12 protein-coding genes are annotated in these 16,436 nt (G+C 70.7%); 3 read left to right on the plus strand and 9 right to left on the minus strand.

Translation table 11 applies throughout. From position 1 onward, the window contains the following. Nucleotides 1–295: 295 nt before the first annotated feature. The 3 genes from ABZ951_RS24440 to thyX all read right to left on the minus strand — a co-directional run bounded on the left by ABZ951_RS24440 (nt 296) and on the right by thyX (nt 3,943). Nucleotides 296–1,981 carry a ribonuclease J gene (locus ABZ951_RS24440; RefSeq protein ID WP_344094511.1) on the minus strand — a complete coding sequence of 562 codons (1,686 nt, stop codon included), beginning with the start codon at nt 1,979–1,981 and terminating at the stop codon, nt 296–298. 128 nt (nt 1,982–2,109) lie between these two features. Further along, the gene (gene dapA / locus ABZ951_RS24445) at nt 2,110–3,015 is read right to left on the minus strand and encodes a 4-hydroxy-tetrahydrodipicolinate synthase (protein WP_344094509.1); all 906 of its coding nucleotides are present in this window, start codon (nt 3,013–3,015) and stop codon (nt 2,110–2,112) included. A gap of 187 nt (nt 3,016–3,202) precedes the next feature. Then, nucleotides 3,203–3,943 carry an FAD-dependent thymidylate synthase gene (gene thyX, locus ABZ951_RS24450; RefSeq protein WP_344094507.1) on the minus strand — a complete coding sequence of 247 codons (741 nt, stop codon included), beginning with the start codon at nt 3,941–3,943 and terminating at the stop codon, nt 3,203–3,205. 211 nt (nt 3,944–4,154) lie between these two features. Here thyX and ABZ951_RS24455 point away from each other — a divergent pair, with 211 nt between their 5' ends. Both ABZ951_RS24455 and ABZ951_RS24460 read left to right on the plus strand, forming a co-directional pair. Then, entirely contained in the window at nt 4,155–4,397 is a 243-nt protein-coding gene (locus tag ABZ951_RS24455; RefSeq protein ID WP_344094505.1) for a hypothetical protein, read from the plus strand. 126 nt (nt 4,398–4,523) lie between these two features. Continuing rightward, nucleotides 4,524–5,090, plus strand: coding sequence for a hypothetical protein (locus ABZ951_RS24460; RefSeq protein WP_344094513.1), 567 nt, complete (start codon nt 4,524–4,526; stop codon nt 5,088–5,090). Nucleotides 5,091–5,127: 37 nt separating this feature from the next. Here the strand turns inward: ABZ951_RS24460 and ABZ951_RS24465 are convergent, their stop codons facing one another. From ABZ951_RS24465 to eccD, 6 genes are all read right to left on the minus strand, one after another. After that, on the minus strand, nt 5,128–5,589 hold the full coding sequence (locus ABZ951_RS24465; RefSeq protein WP_344094503.1) for a hypothetical protein: 462 nt from the start codon (nt 5,587–5,589) through the stop codon (nt 5,128–5,130). A gap of 5 nt (nt 5,590–5,594) precedes the next feature. After that, nucleotides 5,595–6,347: a 4-hydroxy-tetrahydrodipicolinate reductase gene (gene dapB / locus ABZ951_RS24470; RefSeq protein ID WP_344094501.1), complete on the minus strand. Its 753-nt coding sequence runs from the start codon at nt 6,345–6,347 to the stop codon at nt 5,595–5,597. Between the two features lie 49 nt (nt 6,348–6,396). Then, nucleotides 6,397–7,776 (minus strand): pitrilysin family protein, encoded by a 1,380-nt coding sequence (locus ABZ951_RS24475; protein WP_361280683.1) that lies wholly within the window; start codon nt 7,774–7,776, stop codon nt 6,397–6,399. Further along, nucleotides 7,773–9,998: a polyribonucleotide nucleotidyltransferase gene (locus ABZ951_RS24480; protein ID WP_344094496.1), complete on the minus strand. Its 2,226-nt coding sequence runs from the start codon at nt 9,996–9,998 to the stop codon at nt 7,773–7,775. The genes ABZ951_RS24475 and ABZ951_RS24480 overlap by 4 nt, the downstream gene beginning before the upstream one ends. A gap of 316 nt (nt 9,999–10,314) precedes the next feature. Beyond that, a complete protein-coding gene (gene rpsO, locus ABZ951_RS24485) occupies nt 10,315–10,602 on the minus strand; it encodes a 30S ribosomal protein S15 (RefSeq protein WP_344094493.1) in 288 nt (95 codons plus the stop codon). 196 nt (nt 10,603–10,798) lie between these two features. After that, on the minus strand, nt 10,799–12,247 hold the full coding sequence (gene eccD / locus ABZ951_RS24490) for a type VII secretion integral membrane protein EccD (RefSeq protein ID WP_344094490.1): 1,449 nt from the start codon (nt 12,245–12,247) through the stop codon (nt 10,799–10,801). Between the two features lie 216 nt (nt 12,248–12,463). Here eccD and eccCa point away from each other — a divergent pair, with 216 nt between their 5' ends. Further along, nucleotides 12,464–16,417, plus strand: coding sequence for a type VII secretion protein EccCa (gene eccCa / locus ABZ951_RS24495; protein ID WP_344094487.1), 3,954 nt, complete (start codon nt 12,464–12,466; stop codon nt 16,415–16,417). Nucleotides 16,418–16,436: the final 19 nt, after the last annotated feature.

Here is a 16,436-nt window from a genome sequence, read left to right on the forward strand (position 1 = left end):
TCCCTTCGGTGTTTCGTGTTTCCAACCTTACCAGATCCGTTTTCCGTTCCGTTTCCGGTTCGGATTCCATTTCCGGCCCCCTGCTGGAGCGGGGTCTGCCTTCTTGCTTTCGCTTTCCGGCTTTTCCGACTTTATCAGATCTCTCTGAGTCGGAATTCCCACCCGCCGGCCGGAACGGTCCTGGTCGCCCATGGCGTCCGGGGGTTCCCCTTGCGGTGGAGCCGTAAACGTACTGGACGGCCGCACCCGGATGCAAATCGAACCCGGGGCGGCCGCCCAAACGGCTGATGCGACGTCAGACCTCGACGACCACAGGGAGGATCATCGGGCGCCGACGGTACTGGTCGGACACCCACTTGCCCATGGAGCGGCGGACCAGCTGCTGGAGCTGGTGCGGCTCCGCGACCCCGTCCGCCGCGGCCTTGGCGATGGCTTCCTCGATCTTCGGGATCACCGCGTTGAACGCGGCGTCGTCGATACCGGAACCCCGGCCCTGGATCTGCGGACCGTTGACGATCTTGCCCGTCGTGCTGTCGACCACGACATAGACGGAGATGATGCCCTCGTCGCCGAGGATGCGGCGGTCCTTGAGGTGGGCCTCCGTGACATCGCCGACCGAGAGGCCGTCCACGTACACATATCCGGCCTGGACCTTGCCGACGATCTTCGCGGAACCGTTCACCAGGTCCACCACGACGCCGTCCTCGGCGATCACGATGTGGTTCTTGGGAACGCCGGTCAGCGCGCCGAGCTCCGCGTTCGCCCTCAGGTGGCGCCACTCGCCGTGGACCGGCATGAGGTTGCGGGGCTTGCAGATGTTGTAGAAGTACAGCAGCTCGCCCGCGGAGGCGTGGCCCGAGACGTGAACCTTGGCGTTGCCCTTGTGGACGACGTTGGCGCCCCAGCGGGTGAGGCCGTTGATCACGCGGTAGACCGCGTTCTCGTTGCCCGGGATGAGGGACGAGGCCAGGATGACGGTGTCGCCCTGGACGATCCGGATCTGGTGATCGCGGTTGGCCATGCGCGACAGGGCCGCCATCGGCTCGCCCTGCGAACCCGTGCAGACCAGCACGACCTCGTCCGCCGGCAGGTCGTCGAGGGTCTTGACGTCGACGACGAGCCCCGCCGGCACCCGCAGGTACCCCAGGTCGCGGGCGATGCCCATGTTGCGGACCATCGAGCGGCCGACGAAGGCCACCCGCCGGCCGTACTCGTGCGCGGCGTCCAGGATCTGCTGGATGCGGTGCACGTGGCTGGCGAAGCTGGCCACGATGATGCGGTTCTGGGCGTTGGCGAAGACCGTCCGCAGCACGTTGGAGATGTCGCGCTCGGGCGGTACGAAGCCGGGAACCTCGGCGTTCGTGGAGTCCGACAGCAGCAGGTCGATGCCCTCCTCGCCGAGCCGCGCGAAGGCGGGCAGGTCGGTGAGGCGGCGGTCCAGCGGGAGCTGGTCCATCTTGAAGTCGCCCGTGTGCACGGCCATGCCGGCCGGGGTGCGGATGGCGACCGCGAGGGCGTCCGGGATCGAGTGGTTGACCGCGACGAACTCGCAGTCGAACGGACCGATGCGCTCGCGGTGCCCCTCCACGACCTCAAGGGTGTAGGGGCGGATGCGGTGCTCCTGGAGCTTGGCCTCGATCAGGGCCAAGGTCAGCTTGGAGCCGATCAGCGGGATGTCCGGCTTCTCGCGAAGCAGGTACGGAACACCGCCGATGTGGTCCTCGTGGCCGTGCGTGAGCACGATGCCGTCGATGTCGTCGAGACGGTCCCGGATGGACGTGAAGTCCGGCAGGATCAGGTCGATTCCGGGCTGCTCCTCCTCGGGGAAGAGCACTCCGCAGTCGACGATCAGCAGACGGCCGCCGTACTCGAAGACGGTCATGTTGCGGCCGATCTCACCGAGCCCACCGAGGGGCGTGACCCGGAGGCCGCCCTCGGGGAGCTTCGGCGGAGGACCGAGTTCAGGGTGCGGGTGACTCAAAAGACTCTCCTCACCACGCACGCCACATGCCTTCTGGGGCACATGGCGCGCGTGACATTCGTGCACTTGCAGTTGTTTTCGGATGTTCAGTTATGAAGTCTGTGGGCCGGGCGCGTCCGTGCCGTGCCTCAAGGCTGCAGCCGGACGCCGCCGGCCGCGAGGTCGCGCCGCAGCTGCTCGGTCTCCTCCGGGGAGAGCTCGACGAGCGGCAGGCGCAGGGGGCCGGCGGGCAGGCCCTGCAGGGCCAGGGCGCCCTTGGTGGTGATGACGCCCTGGGTGCGGAACATACCGGTGAAGACCGGGAGCAGCTTCTGGTGGATCTCGGTCGCCTTGGTGACGTCACCGGCGAGGTGGGCCGCGAGCAGGGCGCGCAGGTCGGGGGTGACGACATGGCCGACGACGGACACGAAGCCGACGGCGCCGACGGACAACAGCGGCAGGTTCAGCATGTCGTCGCCGGAGTACCAGGCGAGGCCCGAGCGGGCGATGGCCCAGCTGGCGCGGCCCAGGTCACCCTTGGCGTCCTTGTTGGCGACGATCCGCGGGTGGTCGGCCAGGCGGACGATCGTCTCGGTGTTGATCGGGACGCCGCTGCGGCCGGGGATGTCGTAGAGCATCACCGGCAGGCCGGTGGCGTCCGCGATCGCGGTGAAGTGGCGGAACAGGCCCTCTTGCGGGGGCTTGCTGTAGTACGGCGTGACAGCGAGGAGGCCGTGGGCCCCCGCCTTCTCGGCCGCGCGGGCCAGCTCGACGCTGTGGTGGGTGTCGTTGGTGCCGGCTCCGGCAACCACATGGGCGCGGTCTCCGACCGCTTCGACCACGGCTCGGACGAGCTGGGCTTTCTCCGCATCGCTGGTGGTCGGTGACTCACCGGTGGTGCCGTTGACGATCAGGCCGTCATTGCCGGCGTCCACCAGGTGGGTGGCAAGCCGCTGTGCGCCGTCGAGGTCGAGTGCGCCTTCTGCCGTGAAGGGCGTGACCATCGCGGTAAGGACCCGCCCGAAGGGCGTCTGCGGTGTGGAGGTCGGAGCCATGGGGGCCACGCTACTCGTTGCTCACCGTGAGGTGCTCCCTCGGGGAGTGCGAAAGGGATCCCGGCACTGCCTGCTCGGGGGTTCAAGCAGTGCCGGGTCCGTTTGTTCAGCCTAGATGAAAGTCATGAAAGGCCGCAATACGGACATCGTTCCTACTGGTCCGTACGCCGGTCCTTCCCGACGTCCCTTAGGGGGCGACGCGGCCGTTCTTGTTGAAGGCGGCGTAGGTGAGCGGCATGAGCTCGGCCCACTCCGCCTCCATCTTCTCGCCGACCATCTCGATCTCCCGCTGCGGGAAGGAGGGGACGGTTGCCAGCTCGTGCTGGGTGCGCAGGCCGAGGAAGTGCATCAGCGAGCGGGCGTTGCAGGTGGCATACATGGAGGAGAAGAGGCCCACCGGCAGGACCGAGCGGGCGACCTCGCGGGCGACACCGGCGGCGAGCATCTCCTGGTACGCCTCGTAGGCGTCCCGGTAGGCGCTCTCCATGGCGCGGCTGGTGACGTCGTGCTGCTCCTGGGTGCCCTCGACGAAGACGTACTTGCCGGGGCGGCCCTCCTGCACCAGCTTGCGGTCCGCGTCCGGAACGTAGAAGACCGGCTGGAGCTCGCGGTAGCGGCCGGACTCCTCGTTGTAGGACCAGCCCACGCGGTGGCGCATGAACTCGCGGAAGACGAAGATCGGGGCGCTGATGAAGAAGGTCATCGAATTGTGCTCGAAGGGGCTGCCGTGGCGGTCGCGCATCAGGTAGTTGATGAGCCCCTTGGACCGCTCCGGGTCCTTCGTGATCTCTTCCAGGGACTGCTCCCCGGCGGTGGAGACGCGGGCGGCCCACAGGACGTCGGAGTCGGAAGCGCTGTGCTTGACCAGCTCGACGGTCACATCGCCACGGAATGTGGGCTTGGCGGTCTCGGTGGGGCTCTCGGTCACCGGCGGGGTCCTTCCACTTGCATGTGCTGGGGCGGCGCCCAGCCTACGGGCCACCACTGACACTCGGCCCGTGACGGAGCGGGGTGCGCGCGCGCCCCGGGGCGCCGGTTGAGATTTTTCACAGAAGTTACAGAAAACGGGCACCTCCAGCGCCTTTCGCACGTCCTTATGTGTGACAGCGCACTTTCGAGGTTCCTAGGAGAGCCCCTTCATGTTCCGCCGGCGAGAGCCCGTGCCGTTTGCCTTCGTCGCCGAGGCAGAGCGTTACCGCAGCAACGTCACGCCGCCGCCCCGAGATCGCGCCAGCCGCTCCCAGATAGCCGGCCGGACGCTCGTGGGGCTGACGGTCGCGTCGGGGCTGGTCGGGGCGCTGCTGTTCGGAATGCCGTCGTTGCAGGCGGGCACGCAGGAGAGGCACCACTCCCAGCAGTCCGAGGCTTCGGACGGCCGCTGACCGACGGCGCGGGGCCCGGCGGCGAGCCGGGTCCCGCACCCCTGGAGTCACCGGCTCCGGCCCGCATCGATACCCTCACCCGGCACAGCCATCGGAGCGTGCCCATGAGTGAGGATCCCCATCGTCGTGCCCCTGCCCTTCCTGACAGCTGACCGCGACGTCGACGCACTCGCGCCCGCCACCGACGACACCGACGCCATCACGCCGCTGTACGAGGACCGCAGCCGCTGGCACCGCGCGTACCGCCCCGGCCCCTGGCGGGTGGGCGGCGCCGCGCTGGTGCTGCTGCCGGCGGGCGGCGTCCTGTTCGCGGCCCTGGTCATGGGTCTCGCGGGGTCGCTGCCGGGCACAGCCGTCTGTCTCGTGCTCGCCGCGCTGCTGATCACGCTCGCCGTGCGCCTGGTGCGCGCGGGCCTCTGGGTGAGCACGCGGGGGCTGCGTCAGGCCCGTCTGCTGTCCTCGGTGACGCTCGCGTGGCCGGACGTCGCGGCCGTTCGCACCGTCCAGCAGCCCGTACGGTGGCTGGGCCTGCCCCGGACCGTGCAGGGGCAGGCACTGCTCGTGCACCGGGCGTCCGGGGGGCCGCTGCCCGCGCTGGTCACCGACCACAACGCGGACTTCCTGGGCCGCCCCGAGGCCTTCCGCATCGCGGCGGACGCGGTCGAGGACCGGGTCGCCGAACACCGCGGCTGAGCCGGCCGGCCCACCGCGGCGCCGGTGCCGCCGGCCGTCACACGGCGTCGGCGCGCACCGGCTTCCGGTCGTGCAGGGCGATGGCGCGCTGCATGGCCTTGCGGGCCCGCGGCGTGTCACGGGCGTCGTGGTAGGCGACCGCCAGCCGGAACCACGTGCGCCAGTCGCCGGGGGCGTCCTCCGTCTCCGCCTGGCGGCGGGCGAAGACGGCGTCCGCGGAGTCCCGGTCGATGCGGCCGCCGGGCGTCCGCACCAGCTCGTCGACCGGCAGCCCGCCCTCGGCGTCCAGTTCCCTGGCCAGGCGGTCGGCGTCCCGGGCGAACTTGGTGGTCTGGTAGAGGAACCAGGCACCGATGAACGGCAGGACCAGCACCGACACGCCGAAGGCGACGGTGACGAGGGTGCCCTGCTGGATGAGCATGACGCCGCGGCTGCCGACCAGGACGAAGTAGACGACCAGGACGGCGGCCAGGGCGAAATAGACGATCTTCGCGCGCACGGTTCTCAGCCCAGGTCCAGGAAGTTTTCCAGGCCGAACGTCAGGCCGGGCGTGTCCACGACCCGCCGTGCGCCCAGGAGGATGCCGGGCATGAAGCAGCTGTGGTGCAGCGAGTCGTGCCGGATGGTGAGCGTCTCGCCGGTGTCGCCGAACAGCACCTCCTGGTGGGCCAGGAGGCCGCGCAGCCGCACCGCGTGCACCGGGACGCCGTCGACGTCCGCGCCGCGCGCGCCCGCCAGGCCGTGCGTGGTCGGGTCCTCCTGGCGGGGCAGGCCGGCCTCCTCCCGCGCCGCCGCGATGAGCTGGGCGGTGCGGGTGGCGGTGCCGGACGGCGCGTCGGCCTTGCCGCGGTGGTGCAGTTCGACGACCTCTGCGGACTCGAAGTAGCGGGCCGCCTGCTGGGCGAAGACCATGGTCAGCACCGCGCCGATGGAGAAGTTCGGTGCGATGAGGACGCCGGTGCGGGGCGAGGCGTCGAGCCAGGAGTTCAGCCGCGCGAGACGGTCCTCGGTCCAGCCGGTGGTGCCGACGACGCCGTGGATGCCGTGGGTGACGCAGAACTGGAGGTTCTCCATCACCGAGTCGGGGTGGGTCAGCTCGACGGCGACCTGGACGCCCTTCTCGGTCAGGGTCTCCAGGCTGTCGCCCCGGCCCAGGGCCGCCACCAGTTCCATGTCGTCGGCGGCTTCCACGGCTCGCACGGCCTCGGAGCCGATGCGGCCCTGGGCGCCGATGACCGCCACGCGCAGCTTGCTCATCCTTGGTGCTTCCTTCTCTTCAGGATCTGTCCGGACCCGGCGGCCGCGCTCAGGCCACGACGTCGTCGAGCTTGGCCGCCTGCTTGTCCTTCAGCGGGCCGATGACGGACAGCGAAGGACGCTGTCCCAGTACATCGCGGGCCACCGAGCGGACTTCCTCCGGGGTGACGGCCGAGATCCGGGCCAGCATGTCGTCGACCGACATCTGGTCGCCCCAGCACAGCTCGCTCTTGCCGATGCGGTTCATCAGCGCGCCCGTGTCCTCCAGGCCCAGGACCGTGGAGCCGGAGAGCTGCCCGATGGCCCGGGTGATCTCCTCGTCCGTGAGCCCCTCCGACGCGACCTGGTCCAGCTCGTCGCGGCAGATCTTGAGGACGTCCTGGACCTGGCTCGGGCGGCAGCCGGCGTAGACGCCGAAGAGGCCGCAGTCGGCGAAGCCCGAGGTGTAGGAGTAGACGGAGTAGGCCAGGCCGCGCTTCTCGCGGACCTCCTGGAAGAGCCGGGAGCTCATGCCGCCGCCCAGGGCGGTGTTGAGCACGCCCAGCGCCCAGCGGCGCTCGTCGGTGCGGGCCAGGCCCGGCATGCCGAGGACGAGGTGCGCCTGCTCGGTCTTGCGGCCCAGCACCTCCACCCGGCCGGCGGTGCGGATGCCGCGCGCGCCGGCGCGCGGGGCGACGGGTACGGCGTCCGTGCGGCCCAGAGCACCGGCCTTCTCGAACGCGGCCCGCACCTGACGGACGACCTTGGCGTGGTCGACGTTGCCCGCGGCGGCCACGACCAGGTGGGTCGGGTCGTAGTGCTTCTTGTAGAAGCGCGCGATCTGGTCGCGGGTGAGCGCGTTGATCGTGTCGACCGTGCCGAGGACCGGGCGGCCGAGGGGGGTGTCGCCCAGCATGGTGTGCGCGAACAGGTCGTGCACGCAGTCACCGGGGTCGTCCTCGGTCATCGCGATCTCTTCGAGGATCACTCCCCGCTCGGCGTCCACGTCGGAAGCCTCGATCAGCGAGCCGGTCAGCATGTCGCAGACGACGTCGATGGCCAGCGGCAGGTCGGTGTCGAGGACACGTGCGTAGTAGCAGGTGTACTCCTTCGCCGTGAACGCGTTCATCTCGCCGCCGACCGCGTCGATCGCGGCGGAGATGTCCAGCGCGCTGCGCTTGGCGGTGCCCTTGAAGAGCAGGTGCTCCAGGTAGTGCGTGGCGCCGTTCAGCGTGGGGGTCTCGTCGCGGGAGCCGACGTTCGCCCAGATGCCGAAGGTGGCGGAGCGCACCGACGGCAGCGTCTCGGTGACGATGCGCAGGCCCCCGGGGAGGGTGGTCCGGCGCACCGTGCCGATGCCGTTCTCACCCTTGAGAAGCGTTTGGGTACGGGCGACGGCCCGCCCCTCCGTGGAGGTGCGGGCCGTCTTCCGTGTACTACGGGACGTCACTTGTCGGTCTCGTCCTTGTTCTCGTCGGCCTTGTCGGCGTCTTCGCCCTCGATCACGGGGATGAGGGAGAGCTTGCCGCGCTGGTCGATCTCGGCGATCTCGACCTGCACCTTGGCGCCGACGCCGAGCACGTCCTCGACGTTCTCCACGCGCTTGCCACCGGCGAGCTTGCGGATCTGCGAGATGTGCAGCAGACCGTCCTTGCCGGGCATGAGGGAGACGAAGGCACCGAAGGTGGTGGTCTTGACGACCGTACCCAGGTAGCGCTCGCCGACCTCCGGCATGGTCGGGTTGGCGATGGCGTTGATCGTGGCACGGGCGGCCTCGGCGGCCGGGCCGTCGGCGGCACCGATGTAGATGGTGCCGTCGTCCTCGATCGTGATCTCGGCGCCGGTGTCCTCCTGGATCTGGTTGATCATCTTGCCCTTGGGGCCGATGACCTCACCGATCTTGTCCACGGGGATCTTGACGGTGATGATCCGCGGGGCGTTCGGGGACATCTCGTCCGGCGTGTCGATGGCTTCCATCATCACGTCGAGGATGTGGAGGCGGGCGTCACGGGCCTGCTTGAGCGCGGCGGCCAGGACCGAGGCCGGGATGCCGTCGAGCTTGGTGTCGAGCTGCAGGGCGGTGACGAACTCCTTCGTACCGGCGACCTTGAAGTCCATGTCACCGAAGGCGTCCTCCGCACCGAGGATGTCGGTGAGGGCGACGTAGTGCGTCTTGCCGTCGATCTCCTGGGAGATCAGGCCCATGGCGATGCCGGCGACGGGGGCCTTGAGCGGCACACCGGCGTTCAGCAGCGACATGGTGGAGGCGCAGACGGAGCCCATGGACGTCGAGCCGTTGGAGCCGAGGGCCTCGGACACCTGACGGATCGCGTAGGGGAACTCCTCGCGCGAGGGCAGCACGGGCACGATGGCCCGCTCGGCCAGGGCGCCGTGGCCGATCTCGCGGCGCTTCGGCGAACCGACGCGGCCGGTCTCGCCGACGGAGTACGGCGGGAAGTTGTAGTTGTGCATGTAGCGCTTGCGGGTCACCGGGGAGAGGGTGTCCAGCTGCTGCTCCATGCGGAGCATGTTGAGGGTGGTGACGCCCAGGATCTGGGTCTCGCCACGCTCGAACAGCGCCGAGCCGTGCACGCGCGGGATGGCCTCGACCTCGGCGGCGAGGGTACGGATGTCCGTCACCCCACGGCCGTCGATGCGCTTCTTCTCCTTGATGACGCGCTCACGGACCAGGGACTTGGTCAGCGAGCGGTACGCGGCGGAGATCTCCTTCTCGCGGCCCTCGAACTTCGGGAGCAGCTTCTCGGCGGCCACGTCCTTGACGCGGTCCAGCTCGGTCTCGCGCTCCTGCTTGCCGGCGATGGTGAGCGCCTTGGCGAGCTCGCCCTTGACGGCGGCGGTCAGCGCCTCCAGGACGTCGTCCTGGTACTCCAGGAAGACCGGGAAGTCGCCGACCGGCTTGGCGGCCTTGGAGGCCAGCTCGGCCTGGGCGCGGCACAGGACCTTGATGAACGGCTTCGCGGCCTCGAGGCCCGCGGCGACGATCTCCTCGGTCGGGGCCTCGGCGCCGTCCTTGACCAGCTGGACGGTCTTCTCGGTGGCCTCGGCCTCGACCATCATGATCGCGACGTCGCCGTCCTCCAGGACGCGGCCGGCCACGACCATGTCGAAGACGGCGTCCTCGAGCTCGGTGTGGGTCGGGAACGCCACCCACTGGCCCTTGATCAGGGCGACGCGGGTCGCACCGATCGGACCGGAGAAGGGCAGGCCCGCGAGCTGCGTGGAGCAGGAGGCGGCGTTGATGGCGACCACGTCGTACAGGTGGTCGGGGTTGAGCGCCATGATCGTCTCGACGATCTGGATCTCGTTGCGCAGGCCCTTCTTGAAGGAGGGGCGCAGCGGGCGGTCGATCAGGCGGCAGGTGAGGATCGCGTCCTCGGAGGGCCGGCCCTCGCGGCGGAAGAACGAGCCGGGGATCTTGCCGGCCGCGTACTGCCGCTCCTCGACGTCCACCGTGAGGGGGAAGAAGTCGAGCTGGTCCTTGGGCTTCTTGGAAGCGGTGGTGGCCGACAGCACCATGGTGTCGTCGTCCAGGTAGGCCACGGCGGAGCCTGCGGCCTGACGGGCCAGGCGGCCCGTCTCGAAGCGGATGGTGCGGGTGCCGAAGGTGCCGTTGTCGATGACGGCTTCGGCGTAGTGGGTCTCGTTCTCCACCAGGGATATCTCCTCGTCGGCGTCCCCTGCCCGTGTGGCGGGGACGGTGATCCGTCCCTGCCCGTGTGGCGGGGGACGGTGGTGGAGGGGCGCCCGTGGCTCTGTGCGGGCCGGTCTTCGATCGAAGCACCCGGAATCCCTGTTCCGGGGGCCACTACCGAGGACCGGCGGAGAGGCCGGCGCCTCCTCCTCGTACTCTTCTTCGTTCTCTTCTTCGTTATGCCACTGTGGGGACCAGACTACAAAGCTTCTGCTTCCCACGAGATACGCGAAGGGAGCGGCCCCCAGATGTGGGAACCGCTCCCTCCACGGTGTCTTACTTGGCGCCCGCGGCGCCGCGGCGGATGCCGAGGCGCTCGACCAGGGCGCGGAAGCGCGTGATGTCCTTCTTGGCCAGGTACTGCAGCAGGCGGCGGCGCTGGCCGACCAGGAGCAGCAGACCACGGCGGGAGTGGTGGTCGTGCTTGTGCTGCTTGAGGTGCTCGGTCAGGTCCGAGATACGACGGGTGAGCATCGCCACCTGGACCTCGGGGGAGCCGGTGTCGCCCTCCTTGGTGGCGAACTCGGTCATGATCTGCTTCTTCGTAGCGGCGTCGAGCGACACGCGTACTCCTCAAATTCTCAGTTTTCAGCCGCCGAGTGCCCCTGGTCTGTGTCTCAGGGGAGCTTCCGTTACTCGGGAGGCGGGGTCCGCTGGGCGCTGTCCCCAGATCCCCTGCGGGGCGGTCCGGAGGCGCGTACACAAACGGCCACTGCACACAGTACCAGCCCGGGTCGGCGGCCCCGGCCGCGGCCGGGCTCTAGCTGCCTGCGAGGCCCCGCGCGGCGGAGTACAGGTCGAGGACCGCGAGGGCGAGCGGGACGAGGGCGAGGAGGAGGGCGTTCTCGAAAAGGTCGGACGCGCGCCCCCAAAAGGGTGACAGGCCCTTGCTGGGGACGATGAGCGCGACGGCCGTGAGCAGGGCGCCACCGAGGGTGACGGCGATGACGATCCACAGGGCCCGGAGATCCAGGGAGCCGTGGGTGGCGTCGGCGGGCGGCTGCAGGGCGAGGCCGAGGACCAGCAGGGCCAGGGCGGTGAGCCCGGCGCCGAGGACGGCGGCGACCTGCGCGGTGTAGCGGAAGAGCCGGGCGCGCAGCAGCATGACGAGGCCGGCGGCCAGGGCGAGGAGCCGGGCCCAGGGGCCGGCGGCGGGGGCGGCGAAGGCGAGGACGGCGGCGGAGCCCACGACGACCGCCGCGCAGCCGCCGACGAGGCCGAGGAGCAGTTCGTGGCCGCGCCGGACCTGGGCGGCGATGCGCTCGCCGTCTATGGGGTCGGGGCCTGGTCCGCCGCGGGGCGCCACGGGGTCGGCGGCGGGGGTGCGGGGCGTGGCGTAGCCGATGGGGAGGCGGGCGGCGCGGGCGGAGAGGCCGGGCAGGAAGGCGATGGCGCCGATGGCGACGGCGGCGCAGACGGCGGCGGCGTCGGCCGGGCGGGCGTCGGCGAGGATCGCGAAGAAGGCGGCGAAGGTGCCGGTGGCCGCGGCGGTGAGGGTGGCGACGAAGGGGGCGTCGCCGGTGGGCACCGTGGCGACGAGGGCCGCGGAGGCGATGAGGACGACTGTGCAGCCGAGCAGGAACTGCAGCCGCCCGGCGCTCTCCCCCGGGTCGGGGGCGACGATGCCGGAGCCGGCGATCATCAGGTGGGGCAGGGCGGCGAGCCCCAGGGCGACGGCGGAGGCGCGGTCGGCGTAGACGCGGGCGCGGACGCCGGCGAGGGCGGTCAGCAGGACGCCGGCGGCCGCGGCGACGAAGCCCGGCAGGCCGTGCATGTCGTGGCGGGGGTCGGCGAACCAGAGGGTGAAGCTCATGAGGCCGAGCAGCAGGGCGCCGCCGAACAGGCCGCAGGCGCGCAGGAGTTCGTCGGTCCACAGGGTGCGGTCGCGGGTGACCGCGGAGGCGACGGCGTCGGTCACGTCGTCGTGGACCGCGGGCGGGAGGGATTCGGCGAAGGGGCGCAGCGAGAGCAGTTCCCCGTCGACGACGCGCTGGGCGGTGAGGCTGCGGGCGCTGTCGAGGACGGTGCCGTCACGGCGTACGAGGTGGTAGCCGGTGGGGGCGCCGGGGGGCTGGGTCTGTCCGGTGAGGCGCAGGATCTCCGGGTACACGTCGGCGACGGCGATGTCGTCGGGCAGGGCGACGTCGATCCTGCTGTCTGGTGCGACGACGGTCACTCTGCTGAAGCCGGTCGCAGCGGACGTACTCACCTGTCAGGCCCCTTGGTTCGCTCTGCTTCGACGCTGCCGACCCCTCGCGCCCCAGCGCGCCGGTCGTTCGTGCATACGTGTGGCGGCCACCCTATCGGGGGCGGGCGGCCGTACGTCGATAGGATCACCGTTCCGCGCGGGGGAGGCCGTCGCCGTCGGGGCGACAGGCGGTGCCGCGCGAAACATCCTTGTGGTGCGGAGGGGTTGAGGCATCCGGTGAGCCAGATCGTGGTCAGTCGTCCACCGAGGTCCCTGCCGCCGGAGGTGCCCGGTGCGGAGATCCGGCTGGAGGCGCCACCGGAGTTGCCGCGCGGTCAGCAGGACGGCCTGTTGATGCAGTTGCTTCCCACGCTGGGCATGGCCTCGTCGATGGTCTATTTCTTCATGCCGGGCGCCGCTCCGATGATGAAGATCATGGGCGTGCTGATGATGTGCTCGACGCTGGGCATGACGGTCGCGATGATCGTGCGGCACCGGCAGGGCACGCAGGGACAGGCCGCGGACATGCGCCGCGACTATCTGAAGTACCTGGCGCAGACGCGGCGCACCGTGCGGCGGACGGCCAGGGCGCAGCGGGACGCGCAGTTCTATCTGCACCCCTCCCCCGATCAGCTGTGGTCGGTGGTGGCCGAGGGGTCGCGGATCTGGGAGCGGCGGGCGGGCGACGCCGATTTCGGGCAGGTCCGCGTCGGGCTGGGCGTCCAGCAGCTGGCGACGCCGCTGGTGGCGCCCGAGACGGCTCCGATAGACGATCTGGAGCCGCTGACGACCGGGGCGATGCAGCAGTTCCTCGCGACGCACAGTTCGCTGGACGGCATGCCGGTGGCGCTGTCGTTGCGGGCCTTCTACCACGTGACCTTGTCGGGTGATCCGGAGACGGTGCACGGGACGGCCCGGGCGCTGGTGGCGCAGCTGGTGACGCTGCACTCGCCGGAGGACCTCGTGGTGGCGGTGGTCTCGGCGCGGGGCGCGGCGTCGTACTGGGAGTGGACGAAGTGGCTGCCGCATGTGCAGGTGCCCGGTGCGGTGGACGGGGCGGGTGCGCGGCGGCTCATCGGCAGTGACCTCGGTGAGCTGGAGGACCTGCTGCGGCCCCGTCTGGAGGGGCGTACGCGCTTCAGCCGGGACGGGCAGCCGGCGCTGGACCAGCCGCATGTGGTGGTCGTGCTGGACGGGGGCGCGGTGCCCCCGGACTCGGTGTTCGCGGCGCCCGAGGGGTTGCAGGGCGTGACCATCGTCGAGGTGGTGCCGGGCGACCTGGGCGAGCCGCGCGGCGGGCTGTCGGTGGTGGTGCGGCCGGGTTCGCTGCAGCTGGTGTCGCAGGTCGCCGTCTACGACGGGGTGCCGGACACCTTGGCCATGGAGGCGGCGGAGGCGCTCGCGCGGCAGCTGGCGCCGCTGCGCATGGGCGGTGACGACGGCGACGAGCCGCTGCTGGCGAATCTGGACTTCACCGATCTGCTGGGCCTGGGGGACGCGGGTTCGGTGGATGTGGCGCGGACGTGGCGGCCCCGGTCGGCGGCGGAGCGGCTGCGGGTGCCGATCGGGGTCAGCGAGGACGGCGCGCCGGTGATGCTGGACCTGAAGGAGGCGGCGCAGGACGGTATGGGTCCGCACGGCCTGTGCGTGGGCGCGACCGGCTCCGGCAAGTCGGAGCTGCTGCGCACCCTCGTGCTCGGGCTCGCGGTGACGCACACCTCGGAGACGCTGAACTTCGTCCTCGCGGACTTCAAGGGCGGTGCGACGTTCACGGGCATGTCGTCGCTGCCGCACGTCGCGGCCGTGATCACGAACCTCGCCGACGACCTGACGCTCGTCGACCGCATGCGGGACTCGATCACCGGTGAGCTCCAGCGACGGCAGGAGCTGCTGCGCGCGGCGGGCAACTACGCCAACATGCACGACTACGAGAAGGCGCGGGCGGCGGGTGCGCCGCTGGAGCCGCTGGCGTCACTCGTCCTGGTGATCGACGAGTTCAGCGAGCTGTTGACGGCCAAGCCCGATTTCATCGACATGTTCATCCAGATCGGCCGGATCGGCCGCTCGCTGGGTGTGCACCTGCTGCTGGCCTCGCAGCGGCTGGAGGAGGGCCGGCTGCGCGGCCTGGAGACGTATCTGTCGTACCGGATCGGTCTGCGGACGTTCTCGGCGGCGGAGTCGCGGACGGCTCTGGGGGTGCCGGACGCGTACCACCTGCCGTCCGTGCCGGGTTCGGGGTACCTGAAGTTCGGTACGGACGAAATGACGCGGTTCAAGGCCGCGTACGTGTCGGGGGTCTACCGTTCGAGCGCGGGCGGTGGCCCGGGGAGCGGCGGTCCGCTGCCGATCGAGCGGCGGCCGGTGCTGTTCACCGCCGATCCGGTCCCGGTCACTTTCACCGCCCCGGCGCCGGTGACCCCGGCCGTGCCGCGGGGGGACGACGCGCTGGCGGACACGGTCCTGGACGTGATCGTGCGCCGGGTCGAGGGGCAGGGCCCGCCGGCGCACCAGGTGTGGCTGCCGCCGCTGGACCGGGCCGCGGCGCTCGACGAGCTCCTGCCGGCGCTGTCGGTGGTGCCGGGGCGCGGTCTGACCGCCCCGGAGCACCCGCGTCCCGGGCGTCTCACCGTGCCCATCGGTCTGGTCGACAAGCCCTTCGAGCAGCGGCGGGACGTCCTGTACCGCGACTTCTCGGGTGCGGCGGGCAACATGCTCGTCGTCGGTGGTCCCCAGTCCGGCAAGTCGACGCTGATGCGGACGCTCGTCTCGGCCTTCGCGCTCACGCACACCCCGGCGGAGGTGCAGTTCTACGGGCTCGACTTCGGTGGCGGCGCCATGAGCTCCATCGCGGACCTGCCGCACGTGGGCGGGGTGGCCTCCCGCCTCGACCCCGAGCGGGTGCGCCGCACGGTCGCCGAGGTGGCGGGGATCCTGGCCCGCCGCGAGGAGTACTTCCGGGCGCACAACATCGACTCGATGGGCACCTTCCGGCGGCTGCGCGCCTCGGGTGAGATCACCGACCAGCCGTGGGGCGACGTCTTCCTGATCGTCGACGGGTGGGGCAACTTCAAGCAGGAATACGACATGCTGGAGGGTGTCGTCACCGATGTGGCGGGCCGCGGTCTGGGCTACGGCATCCACGTCGTGGTGACCGCTTCCCGCAACATGGAGGTCCGGGCCTCGCTCAAGGACCAGCTGCTCAACCGGCTGGAGCTGCGGCTCGGCGACACCATGGACTCGGAGTTCGACCGCAAGGTCGCCGCGAACGTGCCCGCCGGTGTCCCCGGGCGCGGCCAGCTCCCCGAGAAGCTCCACTTCATGGCGGCGCTGCCGCGCATCGACTCCGACGCCGACCCCGAGACGCTCACGGACGGCACCGCCGCCATGGTCCGGGCCGTCGGTGACGCCTGGACCGGCCCGCGCGCGCCCGGCGTCCGTCTCCTGCCGCGCCGGCTGCGCGCCGACGAGCTTCCCAAGGGGTTCGAGTACCCGCAGCACGGGGTGGCCTTCGGCATCGACGAGACCAACCTCGAACCGGTCTTCGTCGACTTCGAGACCGATCCGTTCTTCCTGGTCTTCGGTGAGAGCGAGTCCGGCAAGACGGCGCTGCTGCGGCTGCTCGCCAAGCAGATCACCGAGCGCTACGGCCCGGAGGAGGCGAAGATCGTGGTCGGCGACTACCGCCGCACGCTGCTCGACGTCGTCCCCGACAGCCACCTGCTGGAGTACGCGCCGATCGCCTCGGCCCTGACCGTCCACGCGAACGCGCTCAACGGCCTGATGGAGCGACGGGCTCCGCAGCCGGACATCACCCCGCAGCAGCTGCGCGACCGGAGCTGGTGGACGGGCCCGCGGTTCTTCGTCTTCGTCGACGACTACGAGCTCGTGTCGACGAGCAGCGGGAACCCGCTGGCGGTGCTGACGGAGAACCTCCCGTTCGCGCGCGACGTGGGGGTGCGCTTCATCATCGCCCGCAGCGCGGCGGGGGCGTCCCGCTCGATGTTCGAGTCCTTCATGCAGCGGGTGAAGGAGCTCGGCGCCCAGGGCGTCCTCCTCTCCGGCGACCCGGGCGAGGGCGACCTCCTGGGCGGCGTCCGGCCCCGCCAGATGCCGCCGGGGCGCGGCTACTTCGTCTCCCGCAAGCGGGGGACTCCGCTGGTGCAGGTGGGGTGGGTGCCGGAGGAGTCGTAGGGGTGGGGCGGCCGTAGGG

Source organism: Streptomyces sp. NPDC046215, from assembly GCF_040646215.1.
Lineage (GTDB): Bacteria > Actinomycetota > Actinomycetes > Streptomycetales > Streptomycetaceae > Streptomyces > Streptomyces stramineus.

Excerpts from the sequence above, each read along its gene's own strand:
- dapA (WP_344094509.1), bottom strand. The coding sequence starts at position 3,015 with ATGGCTCCGACCTCCACACCGCAGACGCCCTTCGGGCGGGTCCTTACC.
- dapB (WP_344094501.1), bottom strand. The coding sequence starts at position 6,347 with ATGAGCAAGCTGCGCGTGGCGGTCATCGGCGCCCAGGGCCGCATCGGC.
- ABZ951_RS24455 (WP_344094505.1), top strand. The coding sequence starts at position 4,155 with ATGTTCCGCCGGCGAGAGCCCGTGCCGTTTGCCTTCGTCGCCGAGGCA.